15 protein-coding genes and 1 pseudogene are annotated in these 15,162 nt (G+C 70.6%); 5 read left to right on the top strand and 11 right to left on the bottom strand.

Annotated features, from left to right (window positions below; genetic code table 11):
• On the top strand, nucleotides 1–1,344 hold the full coding sequence (locus ACH4EB_RS22260; protein WP_398349285.1) for an MFS transporter: 1,344 nt from the start codon (nucleotides 1–3) through the stop codon (nucleotides 1,342–1,344).
• A 28-nt stretch (nucleotides 1,345–1,372) separates the two neighbouring features.
• Here ACH4EB_RS22260 and ACH4EB_RS22255 read toward each other — a convergent pair whose 3' ends face one another.
• The 4 genes from ACH4EB_RS22255 to ACH4EB_RS22240 all read right to left on the bottom strand — a co-directional run bounded on the left by ACH4EB_RS22255 (nucleotide 1,373) and on the right by ACH4EB_RS22240 (nucleotide 4,965).
• Complete coding sequence (locus tag ACH4EB_RS22255; RefSeq protein ID WP_398349388.1) at nucleotides 1,373–2,164, bottom strand: spermidine synthase; 792 nt, start codon at nucleotides 2,162–2,164, stop codon at nucleotides 1,373–1,375.
• Between the two features lie 304 nt (nucleotides 2,165–2,468).
• Nucleotides 2,469–3,311, bottom strand: a complete 843-nt coding sequence (locus tag ACH4EB_RS22250) for a patatin-like phospholipase family protein (protein WP_398349284.1) — start codon at nucleotides 3,309–3,311, stop codon at nucleotides 2,469–2,471.
• A gap of 127 nt (nucleotides 3,312–3,438) precedes the next feature.
• Nucleotides 3,439–4,614, bottom strand: a complete 1,176-nt coding sequence (gene tuf, locus ACH4EB_RS22245) for an elongation factor Tu (protein WP_398349283.1) — start codon at nucleotides 4,612–4,614, stop codon at nucleotides 3,439–3,441.
• 117 nt (nucleotides 4,615–4,731) lie between these two features.
• Nucleotides 4,732–4,965 (bottom strand): hypothetical protein, encoded by a 234-nt coding sequence (locus tag ACH4EB_RS22240; protein ID WP_398349282.1) that lies wholly within the window; start codon nucleotides 4,963–4,965, stop codon nucleotides 4,732–4,734.
• A 227-nt stretch (nucleotides 4,966–5,192) separates the two neighbouring features.
• On the opposite strand from ACH4EB_RS22240, the gene ACH4EB_RS22235 reads away from it, so the two are divergent.
• The 3 genes and pseudogenes from ACH4EB_RS22235 to ACH4EB_RS22225 form a co-directional block, all read left to right on the top strand.
• Nucleotides 5,193–5,894, top strand: coding sequence for a TVP38/TMEM64 family protein (locus ACH4EB_RS22235; protein WP_398349281.1), 702 nt, complete (start codon nucleotides 5,193–5,195; stop codon nucleotides 5,892–5,894).
• A 179-nt stretch (nucleotides 5,895–6,073) separates the two neighbouring features.
• The gene (locus ACH4EB_RS22230; protein WP_398349280.1) at nucleotides 6,074–6,961 is read left to right on the top strand and encodes an undecaprenyl-diphosphate phosphatase; all 888 of its coding nucleotides are present in this window, start codon (nucleotides 6,074–6,076) and stop codon (nucleotides 6,959–6,961) included.
• 1,048 nt (nucleotides 6,962–8,009) lie between these two features.
• Nucleotides 8,010–8,495, top strand: a pseudogene (locus tag ACH4EB_RS22225) (SAM-dependent methyltransferase); the annotation flags it as partial.
• Nucleotides 8,496–8,665: 170 nt separating this feature from the next.
• Here the strand turns inward: ACH4EB_RS22225 and ACH4EB_RS22220 are convergent.
• Nucleotides 8,666–8,857, bottom strand: coding sequence for a hypothetical protein (locus tag ACH4EB_RS22220; RefSeq protein WP_398349279.1), 192 nt, complete (start codon nucleotides 8,855–8,857; stop codon nucleotides 8,666–8,668).
• A 426-nt stretch (nucleotides 8,858–9,283) separates the two neighbouring features.
• Nucleotides 9,284–9,601 (bottom strand): transposase, encoded by a 318-nt coding sequence (locus ACH4EB_RS22215; protein WP_398349278.1) that lies wholly within the window; start codon nucleotides 9,599–9,601, stop codon nucleotides 9,284–9,286.
• 270 nt (nucleotides 9,602–9,871) lie between these two features.
• On the opposite strand from ACH4EB_RS22215, the gene ACH4EB_RS22210 reads away from it, so the two are divergent.
• Complete coding sequence (locus ACH4EB_RS22210) at nucleotides 9,872–10,387, top strand: GNAT family N-acetyltransferase (RefSeq protein ID WP_398349277.1); 516 nt, start codon at nucleotides 9,872–9,874, stop codon at nucleotides 10,385–10,387.
• 328 nt (nucleotides 10,388–10,715) lie between these two features.
• Here the strand turns inward: ACH4EB_RS22210 and ACH4EB_RS22205 are convergent, their stop codons facing one another.
• The 5 genes from ACH4EB_RS22205 to pepN all read right to left on the bottom strand — a co-directional run bounded on the left by ACH4EB_RS22205 (nucleotide 10,716) and on the right by pepN (nucleotide 14,924).
• A complete protein-coding gene (locus ACH4EB_RS22205; RefSeq protein ID WP_398349276.1) occupies nucleotides 10,716–10,979 on the bottom strand; it encodes a hypothetical protein in 264 nt (87 codons plus the stop codon).
• Nucleotides 10,980–11,088: 109 nt separating this feature from the next.
• A complete protein-coding gene (locus ACH4EB_RS22200) occupies nucleotides 11,089–11,295 on the bottom strand; it encodes a hypothetical protein (protein ID WP_398349275.1) in 207 nt (68 codons plus the stop codon).
• 2 nt (nucleotides 11,296–11,297) lie between these two features.
• On the bottom strand, nucleotides 11,298–11,558 hold the full coding sequence (locus ACH4EB_RS22195; RefSeq protein ID WP_398349274.1) for a hypothetical protein: 261 nt from the start codon (nucleotides 11,556–11,558) through the stop codon (nucleotides 11,298–11,300).
• Between the two features lie 27 nt (nucleotides 11,559–11,585).
• The gene (locus tag ACH4EB_RS22190; protein ID WP_398349273.1) at nucleotides 11,586–12,092 is read right to left on the bottom strand and encodes a hypothetical protein; all 507 of its coding nucleotides are present in this window, start codon (nucleotides 12,090–12,092) and stop codon (nucleotides 11,586–11,588) included.
• A 399-nt stretch (nucleotides 12,093–12,491) separates the two neighbouring features.
• Nucleotides 12,492–14,924: an aminopeptidase N gene (pepN, locus tag ACH4EB_RS22185; protein ID WP_398349272.1), complete on the bottom strand. Its 2,433-nt coding sequence runs from the start codon at nucleotides 14,922–14,924 to the stop codon at nucleotides 12,492–12,494.
• Nucleotides 14,925–15,162 lie beyond the last annotated feature (238 nt).

Here is a 15,162-nt window from a genome sequence, read left to right as displayed (position 1 = left end):
GTGCTGACCGACCGCGCGGACGACCGCGACGGCATACCCCGCCCCCTGCGCCGTCCCTCCTGGGCCGGACGCAACTACACCCTGCTGACCACCGCCGCCGTGGTCACGGGCCTCGGCAGCGCCGGTTCGCTGATCGCGGCGGCGTTCGCGGTGCTCGGCACGGGCGGCTCGGCCACCGACGTCGGCCTGGTCGCCACGGCCCGCACCGTCCCGCTCGTCGTCTTCCTGCTGATCGGCGGCGCGGTCGCCGACCGGCTGCCGCGCCACCATGTCATGGTCGCCGCGAACGCCCTCAACTGCGTCTCGCAGGGCGTCTTCGCCGTCCTCGTGCTGACCGGCGAGGCGCGACTGTGGCAGATGGCCGTGCTGGCCGCCCTCGGCGGCACCGGGCAGGCGTTCTTCGCGCCGGCCTCCGAGGGCATGGTCCTCTCCAGCGTCTCCGGCGAGCACTCGGGCCGGGCCTTCGCCTTCTTCCGTATGAGCATGAACGGCGCGAACATCGGCGGTGCCGCGCTCGGCGGCGCCCTGGTCGCCGCCGTCGGGCCCGGCTGGGTGCTGGCCGTCGACGCCGCCGCCTTCGGCGTCGCGGGCGCGCTGCGCGCCTTCCTCGATGTCGGCCACATCCCCCGGCGCGCCCCTACGGCCGGAGTCTTCTCGGACCTGCGCGACGGCTGGCGCGAGGTGGTCTCCCGGCCCTGGCTGTGGGCCGTGGTCGGGCAGTTCGCGGTCGTCAACGCCGTCGTGGTCGCGGCCGAGGCGGTGTACGGGCCGATGGTCGCCGAGGAGCACCTGGGCGGCGCCGGCCCGTGGGGCCTGGCGCTGGCCGCCTTCGGCGCGGGCACGGTCGGCGGCGCGCTGCTCATGATGCGGCTCAAGCCCCGCCGGCTCCTGCTCACCGGCATCCTGTGCGTCTTCCCGCTCGCCCTGCCCTCGGCCGCGCTCGCCGTGCCGGTGCCGGTCGCCGGCCTCCTCCTGGTGATGTTCGGCACCGGCATCGCGCTCGAAGTGTTCGGCGTGCTGTGGATGGTGGCACTGCACCAGGAGATACCGGAGGAGAAGTTCTCCCGGGTCTCGTCGTACGACTGGTTCGGCTCGCTGGCGATCACTCCGGTGGCCACCACGCTGGCCGGACCCGTACAGGACCTCATCGGACGGACCGCCGCGCTGTGGGGCTGCTCCGCGCTGATCGCGCTGCTGACGGCGGCCGTCCTGTGCGTACCGGACGTCCGCCGGCTCACCCGCCGACCCTCCGACGCCCGGGAGCCCGCCGACTCACCGGCCACGGCGCCGGCGGCGCCCGGAGCGGCCTCGCCGGCCCCCGGGGGCGCTGCCGCGGGTTCCTAGCGGCTCCCGGCAGCCGGCGCCCGCCGGCTCACCCGATGCTGAAGGCCCCGTCCGGCGGGCGGGGCGACGGCACGGCCTGCGCGTCGTGCACGGGCGCGGCGTCGCCGGTGAGCCGCCGGAGCGCGGCGCCGTGTTCGACCCGCGCGGGGAACACGTCGGCGGCGGCCCGCCGGGCCACCTGCGTGAGCGGCAGCTCGACGCGGGACGCGGCCACCACGATGTTGCCGAAGCGGCGGCCGCGCAGCACGGCCGGTTCGGCGATCACACAGAGGTGACCGAAGACCGTGGCGTAGTTCGCGAGCTGGGACCGCAGGAAGCCGAAGGGCGCGCTGTCGGCGAGGTTCGCCGCGTAGATCCCGTGCGGGCGCAGCACGCGGGCGGCGGCCCGCGCGTACTCCACCGAGGCCAGGTGCGCGGGCACCCGCGAGCCGCCGAAGACGTCCGCCACAATCACGTCCGCGCTGTGCTCCGGCGCCGCTTCCAGTGCCGTACGGGCGTCCTCGGCCCGCACCGCGACGCCGCAGTCCGCAGGCAGCGGCAGTACCTCGGCGACCAGCGCGAGCAGCCCCCGGTCGGCCTCGACGACGTCCTGACGGGAGCCGGGGCGGGTCGCGGCGAGATAGCGCGGCAAGGTCAGCGCGCCGCCGCCGAGGTGCAGCACGTCGAGCGGTTCGGCGGGCGCGGCGGCCGCGTCCAGGACGGCCGCGAGCCGGCGCGCGTACTCGAATTCCAGGTCGGTCGGCGCGTCGAGGTCGACGTACGACTGCGGGGCCCCGTCGACGGTCAGCAACCAGGCGCGCTGACGGTCCACGTCCGGCATCAGCTTGGCGGTACCGCAGTCGACGACGCGGGTCACAGGAAGGGGGCCGGACTGCGGCGCGCCCGATACCGTCCGGGCCGTGGGCCGGTCCGGTGCCGCCTCCGGGGCCGGGTCGCGGGGCGCGATCACGCCGGGGGCCGGCTCGGCCGCCCCGTCCTCGGCCGGGGTGCCCGGTATCTGCTCGGCTGCTTCGTCCACCGTCCCATTGTGCCGGTACCAAGGCGTGCGACGACCCTCCTGGAACCGGCCGCCCGCCGGGCCGGGCTCACCCTGCGGCCTCCGCTCCGTCTCCCTCCCGCCCCCCTCACTCCGCCCACACCGACGCGATCTCCTTCAGACGGGTCGCTGCCTGGCGGCGCCCGGCGCGGGCCGCGTCGGCGCGTTTCGCCGGGTCCAGGACGTTACGGCCGAAGGCGGCGCGGGCGGCCCGGTCGGGCACCAGGACGCACACCCGTGCGCCGCGCCGGGCCAGGGCCGCGCCCTGCGACCGTGCGGTGGCGATGGGCCCGCCGCCGGACGCCATCGGCGCCAGGACGACGACCCGGCCGTACCCGGCGGCGAGGTCCGCGTTGGCGCTGGAGTGCACCCCGCCGTCGATCCACCACTTCCCGCCGATGCGCACCGGCGGCCACACGCCGGGCACGGCGCAGCTCGCACTCACCGCGTCGACCAGGTCCACCCCGCTCGTGTCGTCGAAGGCCGTCCGCTGCCCGGTCACCGCGTCCACCGCGGTGACCATCAGCCGTCGCGCCGGCCAGTCGTGGCTGACCAGGCGCCGTGCGACGGCGTCGCGCCGGCTGGGCCCCGCGGCCGCCCGGGAGCCCCGTGCGAGGCGGCCCATCCGTACGCCGAAGTCCGTGGTGTCCCGCGAGCGCAGCGCCAGGTACGCGAACCGGGCCAGCTCCCGCGCCCCCATGCGCGCCGCGGTCTCCCCCGTGACCGGGGCGAGCTGGCGCGCGAACAGCTCGTCCGGTGCCAGCCGCCCCGACGTGAGCTGGGCGCCCACGATCGAACCGGCCGAGGTCCCGATGACCACATCGGCCGTCGCGAGGTCGACACCGGCCTCGACGAGTCCGGCGAGCATCCCGATCTCCCAGCCGATGCCCGTGTAGCCCCCGCCGCCCAGTACCAGCGCCGTCCCCGTCATCGCGGTCCCCTCTCCGGTCGCCCGTCCGCCGCTCGGGAGCCCCCCGTACGGCGCGCCTCGTACGGCAGTGTGGCAGCCCGTGCCGCCCCGTACCCGGTGCACCGGGTACGGGGCGGCACGGGGCCGGTCACGCCTCGGCGACCGTGCGGACCGTGCCGGCCGCCACCGTCCTGCCGCCCTCACGGACGGCGAAGCCGAGCCCGGGCTCCAGCGGGATGTCGCGTCCCAGCTCGACGGTCATCGTCACCGTCTCGCCGGGCCGGGCGCTGCCGCGCTCGCCGAGGTCGACGTCGCCGACCACGTCCGCCGTTCGGATGTAGAACTGCGGGCGGTAGCCCGTGGACAGCGGCGTGCGGCGGCCGCCCTCCTCCGTGGACAGGACGTACACCTCGGCGGTGAAGCGCCGCCGCGGCGTCACGCTGCCCGGGGCCGCGACGACATGGCCCCTGCGCACCTCGTCCCGGTGCAGGCCGCGCAGTAGCAGGGCGACGTTGTCCCCGGCCTGGGCCGACTCCATCGGCTTGCCGAAGGTCTCCACGCCGGTCACGGTCGTCTCCGTGCCGTCGCCCAGCACCGCCACCCGGTCGCCGACGCGTACCGTGCCGCGTTCGACGGCGCCGGTGACGACCGTGCCGCGCCCGGTGATGGTCAGCACGTTCTCCACCGGCAGCAGGAACGGCGCGTCGAGATACCGCTCCGGCGTCGGCACATACGTGTCCACCGCGTCGAGCAGCGCCTCGATGGCCTGGCTCCAGCGCGGGTCGCCCTCCAGGGCGCGCAGCCCCGAGACCCGTACGACGGGTACGTGGTCCCCGTCGTAACCGTGCGCCGTCAGCAGTTCGCGGGCCTCCAGCTCCACCAGGTCGGTCAGCTCGGGGTCGCCCGCGTCCGCCTTGTTCAGCGCGACGACGACGTGGCGGACGCCGACCTGCTTGGCGAGCAGGACGTGCTCGGCGGTCTGCGGCATGATCCCGTCGAGCGCGGAGACGACGAGGATCGCGCCGTCGAGCTGCGCCGCGCCGGTGACCATGTTCTTGATGAAGTCGGCGTGGCCCGGCATGTCGACGTGGGCGTAGTGCCGGGTGCCGGTCTCGTACTCGACGTGCGAGATGTTGATGGTGATGCCGCGCGCGGCCTCCTCGGGGGCCCGGTCGATCCGGTCGAAGGGCACGAAGGTGCCGCTGCCCCGCTCGCTGAGCACCTTGGTGATCGCGGCGGTCAGGGTGGTCTTGCCGTGGTCGACGTGGCCCATGGTGCCGATGTTCAGGTGCGGCTTGGTCCGCACGTATGCCGTCTTGGGCATGGCTGTTCTTCCTCGCGAAGCGATGCGGTGAATACGGCGGCGTGACGCGCCGCCGTGGGAACCCCTGAGCCCCACCGACCCTCCCCCTACGGGGTTCGCCGGTCGATCCGGAGAGGGTCAGCTTCGCGCGCCGCCGGCCGCGGGGACGGCGGTGCCCGCCGCGGCCGCGGAGGCGGCGGTGACGGCTGCGGTGTCCGCTGCGACGGGGCCGGTGGCCTCGGCGGTGCCGGGGGGCGGCGCGGCGTCGGCCACGGCCTGGAGCGCGGCGATCAGGGCCGCGAGCGAGTCGACGGCAGCCCTCGGCGCGTCCGCGACTGCGGACGTGAGCGCGAGATACGGCTGCCGGAACATGCGCCAAGGATCTCGCCCGGAACCACGCCACGTCGAACGATTTATCAGCGACCCGAGCCGCCTTGCTCCTTGCCTGCTCCCCCACCCCAAGCCCCCCTTCACCCCACTCACCCCCCGCCCCTCACACCCTTCACACCCCTCCCTCCCCGCCTATCACCCCACCCCCCTTCACCCCACGGCGATCACGAATACACCTGCTCGCCATGCTTGTCGGTTACGCTCCCGGGATGCTCGAACCCGCCGCAACGCCCGACGGCCTCGCCGCGCGCTGCACGCGTGTGCTCTTCTCCCCCTGGGCCCGCCTCGCCGTACTTCTCGTCCTGCTCGCCTGCGCCGCGACGGCGATGATCGTCTGGCAGCCGCAACGGCTGCTGGCGCACGGCTGGCCACCCGAGTGGGCCGGCGGTGGCGCCGTGGTGATCTTCGGGCTCGCCTACGGGGTGTGCACCACCGCCTTCGTCCCCCGCCCGGTGCTGAACCTCGCCGCCGGTGCCATCTTCGGCAGCCTCTTCGGCTTCCTGTCCGCCCTGGCCGGTACGGTCCTCGGCGCGGGCCTGGCCTTCGCGCTCGGCCGGATGCTCGGGCAGGACGCCCTGCGGCCCTTCCTGCGCGCCCGCTGGCTGACCGCCGCCGACCGGCAGCTCAGCGAACACGGCTTCCGCTCCATGCTGGCGATCCGGCTCTTCCCCGGCCTGCCGTTCTGCGCCACCAACTACTGCGCCGCCGTCTCCCGCATGGGCTGGGGCGCGTTCCTGCTGGCCACCACCCTCGGCAGCGTGCCGAACACCGCCGCGTACGTCGTCGCCGGCGCCCGGGCCTCCACGCCCACCTCACCCGCCTTCCTGATCTCCACGGCCTTCATCGCGGTCTCCGGTCTGGCCGCGGTGCTCGTGGCCTGGCGCAAGCGCGCGTCACTCCGGGGGCGTTGACCGACAGACGTCCGGAAAGAACCCTTTGAGCACCCGGGCACTTCCGGGCGCTACGCTGCCCTCGACCGGTCACCGATCCCGCCGACCGCCCGCCCGCACCCCCGTCCCTTCCGCCTCGTGTCGCCTGACCCGGGTCTCCGCCGGGTAAGCGCTTGATCCCTCTGGATAACGTAGCTTCGATGAACTGGTTCGAATCCTTCATCCTCGGCCTGGTCCAAGGATTGACCGAGTTCCTGCCCATCTCCTCCAGCGCACATCTGCGCCTGACCGCGGCGTTCGCGGGCTGGCACGACCCCGGCGCCGCCTTCACCGCGATCACGCAGATCGGCACCGAGGCCGCCGTACTGATCTACTTCCGCAAGGACATCGTGCGGATCGTCTCGACCTGGGCGCGCTCCCTCGTCAACCGCGGCCTGCGGCACGACCACGACGCCCAGATGGGGTGGCTGGTCATCGTCGGCTCCATCCCGATCGGCGTCCTGGGCATCACCCTCAAGGACGCCATCGAGGGCCCCTTCCGCGACCTGCGCCTGATCGCGACGACCCTCATCGTCATGGGCGTCGTGCTGGGCATCGCGGACCGCCTGGCCGCCCGCGACGAGTCCGGCGGCCGGCACCGCGCCGTCAAACAGCGCAAGACCCTCACCGACCTGAACGTCAGGGACGGCCTGATCTACGGCGTCTGCCAGGCCATGGCCCTGATCCCCGGCGTCTCCCGCTCCGGCGCCACCATCAGCGGCGGCCTCCTGATGGGCTACACCCGCGAGGCGGCGGCCCGCTACTCCTTCCTCCTCGCCATCCCCGCCGTCCTGGCCTCCGGCGCCTACGAACTCAAGGACGCCTTCGGCGCCAACACCACCGCAAGCCACGTCTCCTGGGGCCCGACCATCTTCGCCACGGTCATCGCCTTTGTCGTGGGATATGCCGTCATCGCATGGTTCATGAAGTTCATCACCACGAAGAGCTTCATGCCGTTCGTCATCTACCGGATTCTGCTGGGGGTGGCACTGTTCGCCCTGGTCAGCGCGGGCGTACTGAGCCCCCACGCGGGGGAATCGGCGGGGTGAGGGGCGAGTAAGGGCGGCAGGGGGCGCCTGTTTCTGCCGACAGAAGCCGACAGAAACAGGCAGCTTCCGGCGGCTTCGCGCGGGCAATTCCCTTGATCGTCTCCCATTCGTCTCCCAATTGATCTTGCTTTGCCGCCGTGGCGCCCGGCCTGCCGACCGAAGCGGCCCACGAGACGGGAAAGGCCCACCCGCCCCACCGGGCCGCTTCCGCCCCGGTGACCTGCCGGCCGACACACCACCGCAGAAACCCACGACGGCACGAGCCGCTCGATGTCGACAACGCCGCGCCCCAGACCGACAGCCAGCTCCCCGGCCTGATTGGAGTCGTAGGCGGCCAGGACCTCGTACGCGGCCAGGCGCCGCACCGCTTCGTCCGGCGGCCACGTCGACTGAATCTGCGGAGCCGGCGCCCGGTGCGGACGACCGTCGTACGAGGCCGCCATGACCGGCTTGTAGTTCAGCCACGACCCGGCATCGATGAGGAAACGCGGCAGGCCCACCAGCAACATCCAAAGCGTCAGCCCCGCGCCTCTGACCAGCGGAGCCGGGGAAAGGCACTCGGCCCCGGCAGGGACGGGCAGTGATGGCCACAGAACGGCCTGCAGGGCCCGGTGAGCGAACGAAAATGATTTACGCGCCATCTTGGTTCTGTCTCTCCGATCACGACCGGAGAGACGGACCGTCGACGTGGCGTCTCCTCAGTTCTTGTGTGCGGCGACCAGAGGGAAGGAGAGGAATTCTCCGCGGTCTGTGGTGAGCGTGTCGATGACAGGCTGGTTCGCGCTCCGGCCGTCCGGATGGTGTTCAGCGCCCGCCCGGACCGCGGGTTGGCACCGCCGCCCGAGATCGGTGGACACGTCACTGGCGCGAGCTCCAGGTTGGCGCGCGTCCAAGATCGACCTGTTCAAGCGGGGTGCGTCTGATGACGGTTCAAGCAGTGGTGGCCGACTGCGGACGGCTGCCCTCCAGGAACGCCAGGTCCTCATCGAACCAAGGAATCCTTCCTGTGGATCTTCCACGCATCTGGACCATTCGCGAAAGCAGCCACCGCATCCACTTCGTTCACAGCGACGCCTCCGGCTACGTAGCGGACGAGCCGGTCGATCTCGCCCCGTGTATCGACGCCACCTGGATCGGAGGCGGCATGGCCGGCACCGTCGAGCTGCTGGGCCGCAGCCTCAGCCCGGGCGGCCTCATGCTGATCGGCGAGCCGTACTGGCGTCAGGCACCACCGACCCAGGACGTCGTCGAAGGCTGCCACGCCAGCAGCAGAGCCGACTTCCGGATGCTGCCGGAGCTGATCGAGCACTTCGGCGACCTCGGGTACGACGTCGTGGAGATGGTGCTGGCCGATCAGGACAGTTGGGACCGGTACCAGGCGGCGCAGTGGCTCAACCTCCGCCGCTGGCTCGACCGGAACCCCGATGACGAGCTGGCCGCCGAGGTGCGGGCCGAACTCACCACCGATCCCGCCCGCTACGTGCAGTACCACCGTGAGTACCTCGGCTGGGGCGTCTTCGCGCTGATGAGCCGCTGGCACTCCGGGCAGTGCGGGTCTGGGCAGCACGCGGCCCGGACCCGCACGTTTCAGCAGGCCGTGCCCCGGTCTCGCTGACTGCTCGTCGGGCTTCCCGACGCCGAGCTGGAGGGTGCCGCTGACGAGCCTGTGCGGGTCATTCCATTGATCCCCAAGGCCGTCTTCGGTCACGAGCGGAGCCGGATGAGAAGTGCGGCAGCGGTGACGGTGCCGAGGAAGACGTGTCCATGCTCGCCGTAGCGGTTGGCGACGGCCGAGAAGTGCTTGATTCTGTTGATCGCCAGCTCGACAGTTTTCCTGGCTTTGTACCGGATCTTGTCGAAGGGGGCGGGCCGGCCGCCACGTGAACCTCTGCGCAAGCGGGCCGCCTTTGCATCGCTCTTCTCCGGTATCAGGTGCGGTACCGCGTCGTCGCAGGTAGGCGCGGATCACGCCGTTGCTGTAGGCCTTGTCGGCGCCGAGGCTGTCCGGTACTGGCCGTGGCCTGCCGGCGCCGAGCCGGGAACACGGCTCTTGTCCATGACCCGTTCGAGCTGGGTGCGGTCCGCCCGCTGCCCGGGGTGATGACCAAGGAGTGCGGGCGGCACTTGCCGTCCGCACTCAAGGGGAGCGACTGCTGCCGCGCGGCAGCAGCCGCTCCCCTTCACGAGTTGGTGCGGCGAGCGGCCGAGGGCTTCGGCTGGAGCACCGCCCCCGCCGGGAACGGGCGCGGGGGCGCGTGCGCCCGCACGTGAACTGAGATGTGTGCGGCTCCTTTTGAAGCACCGGACGTCACCGGCGGCGTCTTACGGGGCCCCGGCGGCGTGCTGGTGGGCGCGGGTCGAGGTGGAAGCGATGTTGATATTCCAGTCGAGGTCGCCCATGGCGTCGGCGGCGGCCTGAACGTGTTGGAGCAGCTTCTTCCAGGTGCCGCCGGCCGACCACCGCATGTGGCGTTTGTGGACGGTCTGCCACGGGCCGAAGCATTCGGGCAGCTCACACCACTGGCAGCCGGTACCGAGCCGGTGAATGATCACGTTGCTCACCTGGCGGTGGCCCCGCCACCGGCCGACACCGGTTGCTCCCCACGGACAGGAGCGGTTGCAGGGTCGCCCACTCGCCATCGCTGGGATCCCTCCGCTGAGCATGACCAGAGCAACGAGCCGCCGCGCGAAGGGATACGACCTTCACCGAGCAAAAGCCCCGGTCGGCAGCCCGGAAATGAGTTGGCCTACTGAGGAGGGGCTACTACGCTCACGCCAGCGCGACAGGCGCGTGATCTCGGGATGAGGAGGTTGATGAATATGGCTGCCGTTGGCCGTCATCAGCATGCCCTCATCCGGCCCGTGCGATAACAGAGCGCGGCCGGTCGTTACAACGACCAGGAGAGACACATGTCTTCCACCTCTTCACCCGTCCACGCCGACGTGGTCACCAAGCGCCTCGTTCTGCGGCCCTGGACCAGGAGCGAGGCCACCGCGGTCCTCGACGGCACCCGACCCCCGCACTGGGCGGATGACTTTCCCGCCGAAGGTGATCGCGTGGTCGCGGGCCTCTTCGACAAGTATCCCGACTGGCTCGGCGCCTACGGCCACCGTCTGGTCATCGAGCACGACAGCGGCCTGGTGGTGGGCTCCATCGGGCTGTTCTGGCCGCCCAGCGAGGGGGTCCTTGAAATCGGATACGGCATCGTGGCCTCCCGACGCGGCCGAGGCTACGCTCCCGAGGCCACCCAGGCTCTCGCCGAGTTCGCCCTCACTGCGCCAGAAGTCCACACCGTGTCGGCCGACGTGGAACTGGCGAACCCGGCCTCAGTCCGAGTACTGGAGAAGGCCGGCTTTTACCGCTGGGCAACCGGGGAGAACGTAGCCACGTTCAGGATCACGATCCCGGACCGCGACGTGCGCTGATTGCGTGGGTTCCGGAAGCAACGCCCTCCAGGACCCCAACGCGGTTGCTGACTTCCCGGGCAACCGGCGTGATCGGAGAATCAGGACCTTGTAGTTGGTCCCCCTCTGGGGCCACAGGGGCGCTCTGCGGTGTTTCGTATTGCCGTGCTGACGCCGGTTCCCCCCCCCCGCATTGCTGCGGGGCTTGGGGTGTTCTTCTGTAGTTATTGGTTGTAGGTACTTACAAGGATCCCTGGTGGGCCGGTCGCGGGTACACCGAACCCTGGTTCACCGGTCCCTGAAAACCCGTTGTCGGTGGGCCTCGGCTCGCTTCATCGTCACCGGCTGCTCAGCGACGGCCTGACAGCCTCCCGTCCCGGTACGAGATACCACCCGCGGTGCCGGGGACCGTGCCCGCGAGCTGCGTGAGTCCGTGTACTGCGGCGTCCATCCGGTCCGGACTGTCCATTCCGGCGACCCACGTGACCATCTGCTGTTCCAGTTGCGGCCAGGCCCCGACGTGGTGAACGCGCCCCTGCTCGTAGAGCTGGGCGATCGGCTCCGCGCGCAGCCGTTTGCCGTGCCTGGCCGTCACCGACAGCACCGCCGGCATGGGCAGGCCCTCGGTGCGCTGCTCGCGCTCCAGTTCCTGCCACGCCTGCCGCAGGACCTGCCGGGACGCCGGCAGCGGCGAAGCCGCCTTCGGTTCCGGCGATGTCGAATCAATTCGCCGCTGAGGAGCCCGGCCGCAGCGCGATGCCGATCTGCGGCCCGTACGAGACGATCGCGTCCCCGATCCACCGGCCGTGATCATCGGCAAGGCCGGTGGAGTACGGGGTGATCATCACCCGGTGCTCCGGGCGCCGCCGCAGGTACCACAACGGCGCCCACCGCGCGGCCCGCCTCGACTTGCCGTGCCGCGGCGGCATGGTCAGCAGCAGCTTCGTCGGCCGCCCGGCCGCCACCCGCTCGAAGGCGGCGTCGATCTGCGCCAGGTGCGGGGCTGCAACACCCGACCCTCGGTGAGCACCGCGGCCATCGCGCCAGGGGAGCGGCCCAGCGCCATCTCCCGCTCGATCCGCACGAGCTGGGCCTTGAGCTGCGGAGTGGAGGCGGCGGCAACCTCGCGGCGGCGCGGCGCGGGCAGCGACCGGTACGCCTGGAGGACCGCCGCCTCGTCAGCCCTCTCCATCCTCGACCGAACCGCCGACCAGGCCGATCAGGCGCTCCAGCTCCTCCAGCCCCGCCGTCTCCACCTGCACCACGGCCCCGTCCGGCCCCGACGCCTCGGTACGCGCCGGACGGTCCAGCCCCAGCAGGCGACTGCTGCGCTCGATGATCCGCACCGCGCGGTCCACCTCCTGTAGATCACCGCTACGGATCGCCGACCGGTGGACAGGAAAGAACAGCCGCTCCAGTCGCTCGGCATCACCTGGCGCAGCTCGTCGGTGTTCGCATCCAGCGTCGTGCTGCGCTCCCGCAAGGCTTTGGTGACGTCCTTGCAGGCCAGCTCGATCAGCCGCTTGTCGCTCGACGGCTCCGGTCCGCGCTTGTACTTGTCGATGCCGTACCCCTGTGGGTGGGCGACGCGGCCGGAGTTGATCGCGGGGTCCGCGGCCGGCTTCCGGCCGATCGTCACCCGGTGCACCCCGGCCAGCTTCAGGTCGATGGCGTCGGCGCGGCGCTGGGTGATGGCGGCCCGCGTGGCGCGATTGGGGCGGCCCACGCAAGCTCCCTGGGCCCCGCGCCGTCTCACCATGATCCCTGACCGAAGCCACCAGCCGCTGACCTGGGAACTCCGGACTTCCAGGTCCGACAGCAGCACTGCGGACCAGCACCTGAGAGAAGGAGCGCGTCTGCCGACTTCCTTGATCAAAGTCCGATCAACGAGCTGGGGAAGATGGCCGCAAGGAAGCACCTGCCGTCTCGCCCGTAATGATCAACATTGTCACCCAGGCGCCCAATGCGACAGAACGCTCGGTTTTTTCGTGCTACCCGTACGGTTGCCGAGGGGAATGGTGCAGTGCAGGAACGGGCGATCAAGACGCGGGAGGCGATCCTTCAGAGGGCTGCCGAGCTAGTTGCCGCGGGTGGGCGCCCGGAGAAGCACCAGCGCCGCAAGCCTTCAGCCGCGGGAGCGCAGTATGCGGCGCATCCGGTCGGCCCGGTCCAGGAGGTTCGTGCGGACGACTGGGACAGCCTGTGCCGCCAGGTCTTCCGCTCGTGCCACGAAAGTCAGGTCGATACCGAACAGCGGGAAGAGGGTTTTGGAGTAGATCGTCGCCGACTGGGTTCCGCTGCGGTGGATGGTTGCGACGAGATCGAGGTAGGCCTCGGTGTGGGGCCTGAGCAAGTCGTCCTGGCCGGCGCTCCAGAACAGCGTCGCGACTGAGTGGACCGAAGCGAGAGGCACCGCGCGGTCCGTCGCCAGCGTCTGCCAGACTGCTCTCTTCTCGGCCGCGTCCGGGGTGGCCGCGCGGACCCGGAGCCTGCTGATCCATGCGTCGGGATCCGGGTCGCGGTCGAGCAGAGCCTGGGCCTCGGCTGCGGTCGGGCTTCCGAGCTGAGCCGTGCGAACCAGTGCTCGCCACTGGAGATCGATGTCGTTCCCGGCCTCGGTCTGGAGCCACGCAATCTCCTCCGGTTCGGCCGCGGTGCGAGCGAAGCCGCGCAACGCCGCTTTGCGGTAGGCGCCGACGCCGGAGAGGCTGCGGCACGCCGCGGCCACGGCTCGCAGCAGCTCGTCCCGGTGCGACCTCGGGCTCCACAGATCTGCGGCCTCGACAGCCAGGTTGAGATACGGCTCGATCACTGACGCGGACGTCTCGACAGCGAGCACTCCGGTCAGGCACTCCACGACCTCGGCGGCTGTCGCTTCGCCGTTGATCAGCATGTCCCAGGCCGTGGTGACGGCGACACCCCGCGCGGTCGCAGTGGGCAGGCGGGCGGCGTTGCGGAAGAACGCGTCTCTGGTCGTGGCGTCAGGTCTCGTCGAGGCGAAGGTCAGGTCTTCATCGTTGACCAGATACAGGTCGGCTCCTGCTGGTAGGTCGAGCCGGGTTCGTTCGCCCGCTACTTCGACTTCGACGAGTGCAATGCGCTCAAGGTGGTCCCCGGAACGCTCGTAGGCGCCGACGGCAAGCACATGCGGGCGTGGCCGGCCGCCTGGGCCCTGAGCGACCAGGGCGAACCCGTCTGCGTCGTGGTCGAGAGCCAGCCGGTCGGTGCCCGCTGTTTCCAACCATCCCGTGCGCCACTGGTCCAGGTCACGTCCGCTGGCGTCGGCGACCGCGTCGATCAGGTCATGCAGCGTGGTGTTGCCCCAGGCATGCGTGGCGAAGTAGCTGGTGAGACCGGCGGAGAAGTTCGCTTCGCCGACGTACGTCATCATCTGGCGCAGTACGGATGCACCCTTGGGGTAGGTGATGGCGTCGAATGTCGCTTTCGCCTCGGAGACGTCGCGAACCTGCTGGCGGATCGGGTGTGATGTCGGTCCCTGGTCCGTGAAATAGGCTCTGATTTTCTCGCCGGCCAGATGTGCCGTCCAGGCATCGGTGTACGACGTCACGCTCACGGCGGCCCAATTACTTGCGAACTCCGCGAACGCCTCGTTCAGCCACAGGTCGTCCCACCAGCGCATCGTGACGATGTTGCCGAACCACATGTGCGCGAGTTCGTGCAGCAGGTACCGCGAGAAGATGTCCCACTCCGCCCTGGTCGGCGTGCTCCTGCGCAGGAACCAGTCCATCCAGGTGACGCAGCCGAAGTTCTCCAATGCGCCGGGGAACTCGGGCGTGAAGACCTGGTCGTACTTGTGCTGCGGAAACGGCATGCCGAACTTGCCGGCGAAGAATTCGAGCCCCTGAGTGGTCAGGGTGAACAGCTCGTCGGCGTCCCGTTCCAGGATCGAAGCCAGCGACTGTCGGGCGAAGAGCCCGAGATCATGACCAGCTCCGCGACGACGCAATGCGTGGTACGGGCCCGCATTGATCACAGTGTTGTACGCCGCCAGCGGCGGCGTCGGCGGGAAGGTCCAGCGTCGCATGGAGCCGAGGTGTTCGATCTGCGGGTCACCGCTGTTGCTCAGCACCCGCCAGCCGGCAGGAGCGGTCACGGTGAACGCCCACGGCGCCTTGAGGTCCGGCTGATCGAAGCAGGCCAACACGTACCGGGCGTAGTCGGGACTGAAGTCGGTGTAGACATACGTCTCGCCGTCGGCGGGGTCGACCGCCTTGTGCACGCCCTGGACATCGGCCGAGCACTCCGTCACCGAGACCACCGTGAGGACGTTGCGCTCGGCGAGATCGGTCAGCGCGATCCGGCCCTCAATAGCCGACCGCAGTACGACCCCGTTGAGCGTGGCGCTCTCAACCGCCGCCGCACAATCGACAAAGGTCTCAGCCCCGGGCCGGTGACACGTAAAAGTGATCGTCGATTCGCACCGAACCCGCGAACCGGTCATCAACTCCGAGAGATCGACGGCCACGTCATACCGCTCGACCGTCAGCAGCCTCGCGCGCCCCTCGGCCTCGGTTTGAGTCAGACTCTTGCCGCTCATCGCTTTCCCTCTCAGAGGTCCGTTCATTCGCCGCGAACCACCCGCTCATCAGCAAGAAGCTCGTGTTTCCATCGCGTCGCCTACCGCTGATTGGCGGCCTACTCCCAGACTTGGAGGGCAGAGCACCCGAAGCGATAACTGATCACCTTCCTGCTGCATCGAGTAGTTCCTGCTCATCTCCACTGTGGAACCTGGCGATCGCCCGATTGAGAAATAGGGTGCCCCGGCGCCTGCCATA

This window comes from Streptomyces sp. NPDC018045, from assembly GCF_044327445.1.
GTDB lineage: Bacteria > Actinomycetota > Actinomycetes > Streptomycetales > Streptomycetaceae > Streptomyces.
Note: the sequence above shows the minus strand (reverse complement) of the source record. Positions and strands in the feature narration are given on the sequence as shown.

What these genes read in the sequence shown, in the direction of transcription:
- ACH4EB_RS22235 (WP_398349281.1), top strand. Translation starts at nt 5,193, where the DNA reads ATGCTCGAACCCGCCGCAACGCCCGACGGCCTCGCCGCGCGCTGCACG.
- ACH4EB_RS22230 (WP_398349280.1), top strand. Translation starts at nt 6,074, where the DNA reads ATGAACTGGTTCGAATCCTTCATCCTCGGCCTGGTCCAAGGATTGACC.
- ACH4EB_RS22240 (WP_398349282.1), bottom strand. Translation starts at nt 4,965, where the DNA reads ATGTTCCGGCAGCCGTATCTCGCGCTCACGTCCGCAGTCGCGGACGCG.
- ACH4EB_RS22255 (WP_398349388.1), bottom strand. Translation starts at nt 2,164, where the DNA reads ATGCCGGACGTGGACCGTCAGCGCGCCTGGTTGCTGACCGTCGACGGG.
- tuf (WP_398349283.1), bottom strand. Translation starts at nt 4,614, where the DNA reads ATGCCCAAGACGGCATACGTGCGGACCAAGCCGCACCTGAACATCGGC.
- ACH4EB_RS22200 (WP_398349275.1), bottom strand. Translation starts at nt 11,295, where the DNA reads ATGCCGCCGCGGCACGGCAAGTCGAGGCGGGCCGCGCGGTGGGCGCCG.
- ACH4EB_RS22210 (WP_398349277.1), top strand. Translation starts at nt 9,872, where the DNA reads ATGTCTTCCACCTCTTCACCCGTCCACGCCGACGTGGTCACCAAGCGC.
- ACH4EB_RS22215 (WP_398349278.1), bottom strand. Translation starts at nt 9,601, where the DNA reads ATGGCGAGTGGGCGACCCTGCAACCGCTCCTGTCCGTGGGGAGCAACC.
- ACH4EB_RS22205 (WP_398349276.1), bottom strand. Translation starts at nt 10,979, where the DNA reads ATGCCGGCGGTGCTGTCGGTGACGGCCAGGCACGGCAAACGGCTGCGC.
- ACH4EB_RS22250 (WP_398349284.1), bottom strand. Translation starts at nt 3,311, where the DNA reads ATGACGGGGACGGCGCTGGTACTGGGCGGCGGGGGCTACACGGGCATC.
- ACH4EB_RS22195 (WP_398349274.1), bottom strand. Translation starts at nt 11,558, where the DNA reads ATGGAGAGGGCTGACGAGGCGGCGGTCCTCCAGGCGTACCGGTCGCTG.
- pepN (WP_398349272.1), bottom strand. Translation starts at nt 14,924, where the DNA reads ATGAGCGGCAAGAGTCTGACTCAAACCGAGGCCGAGGGGCGCGCGAGG.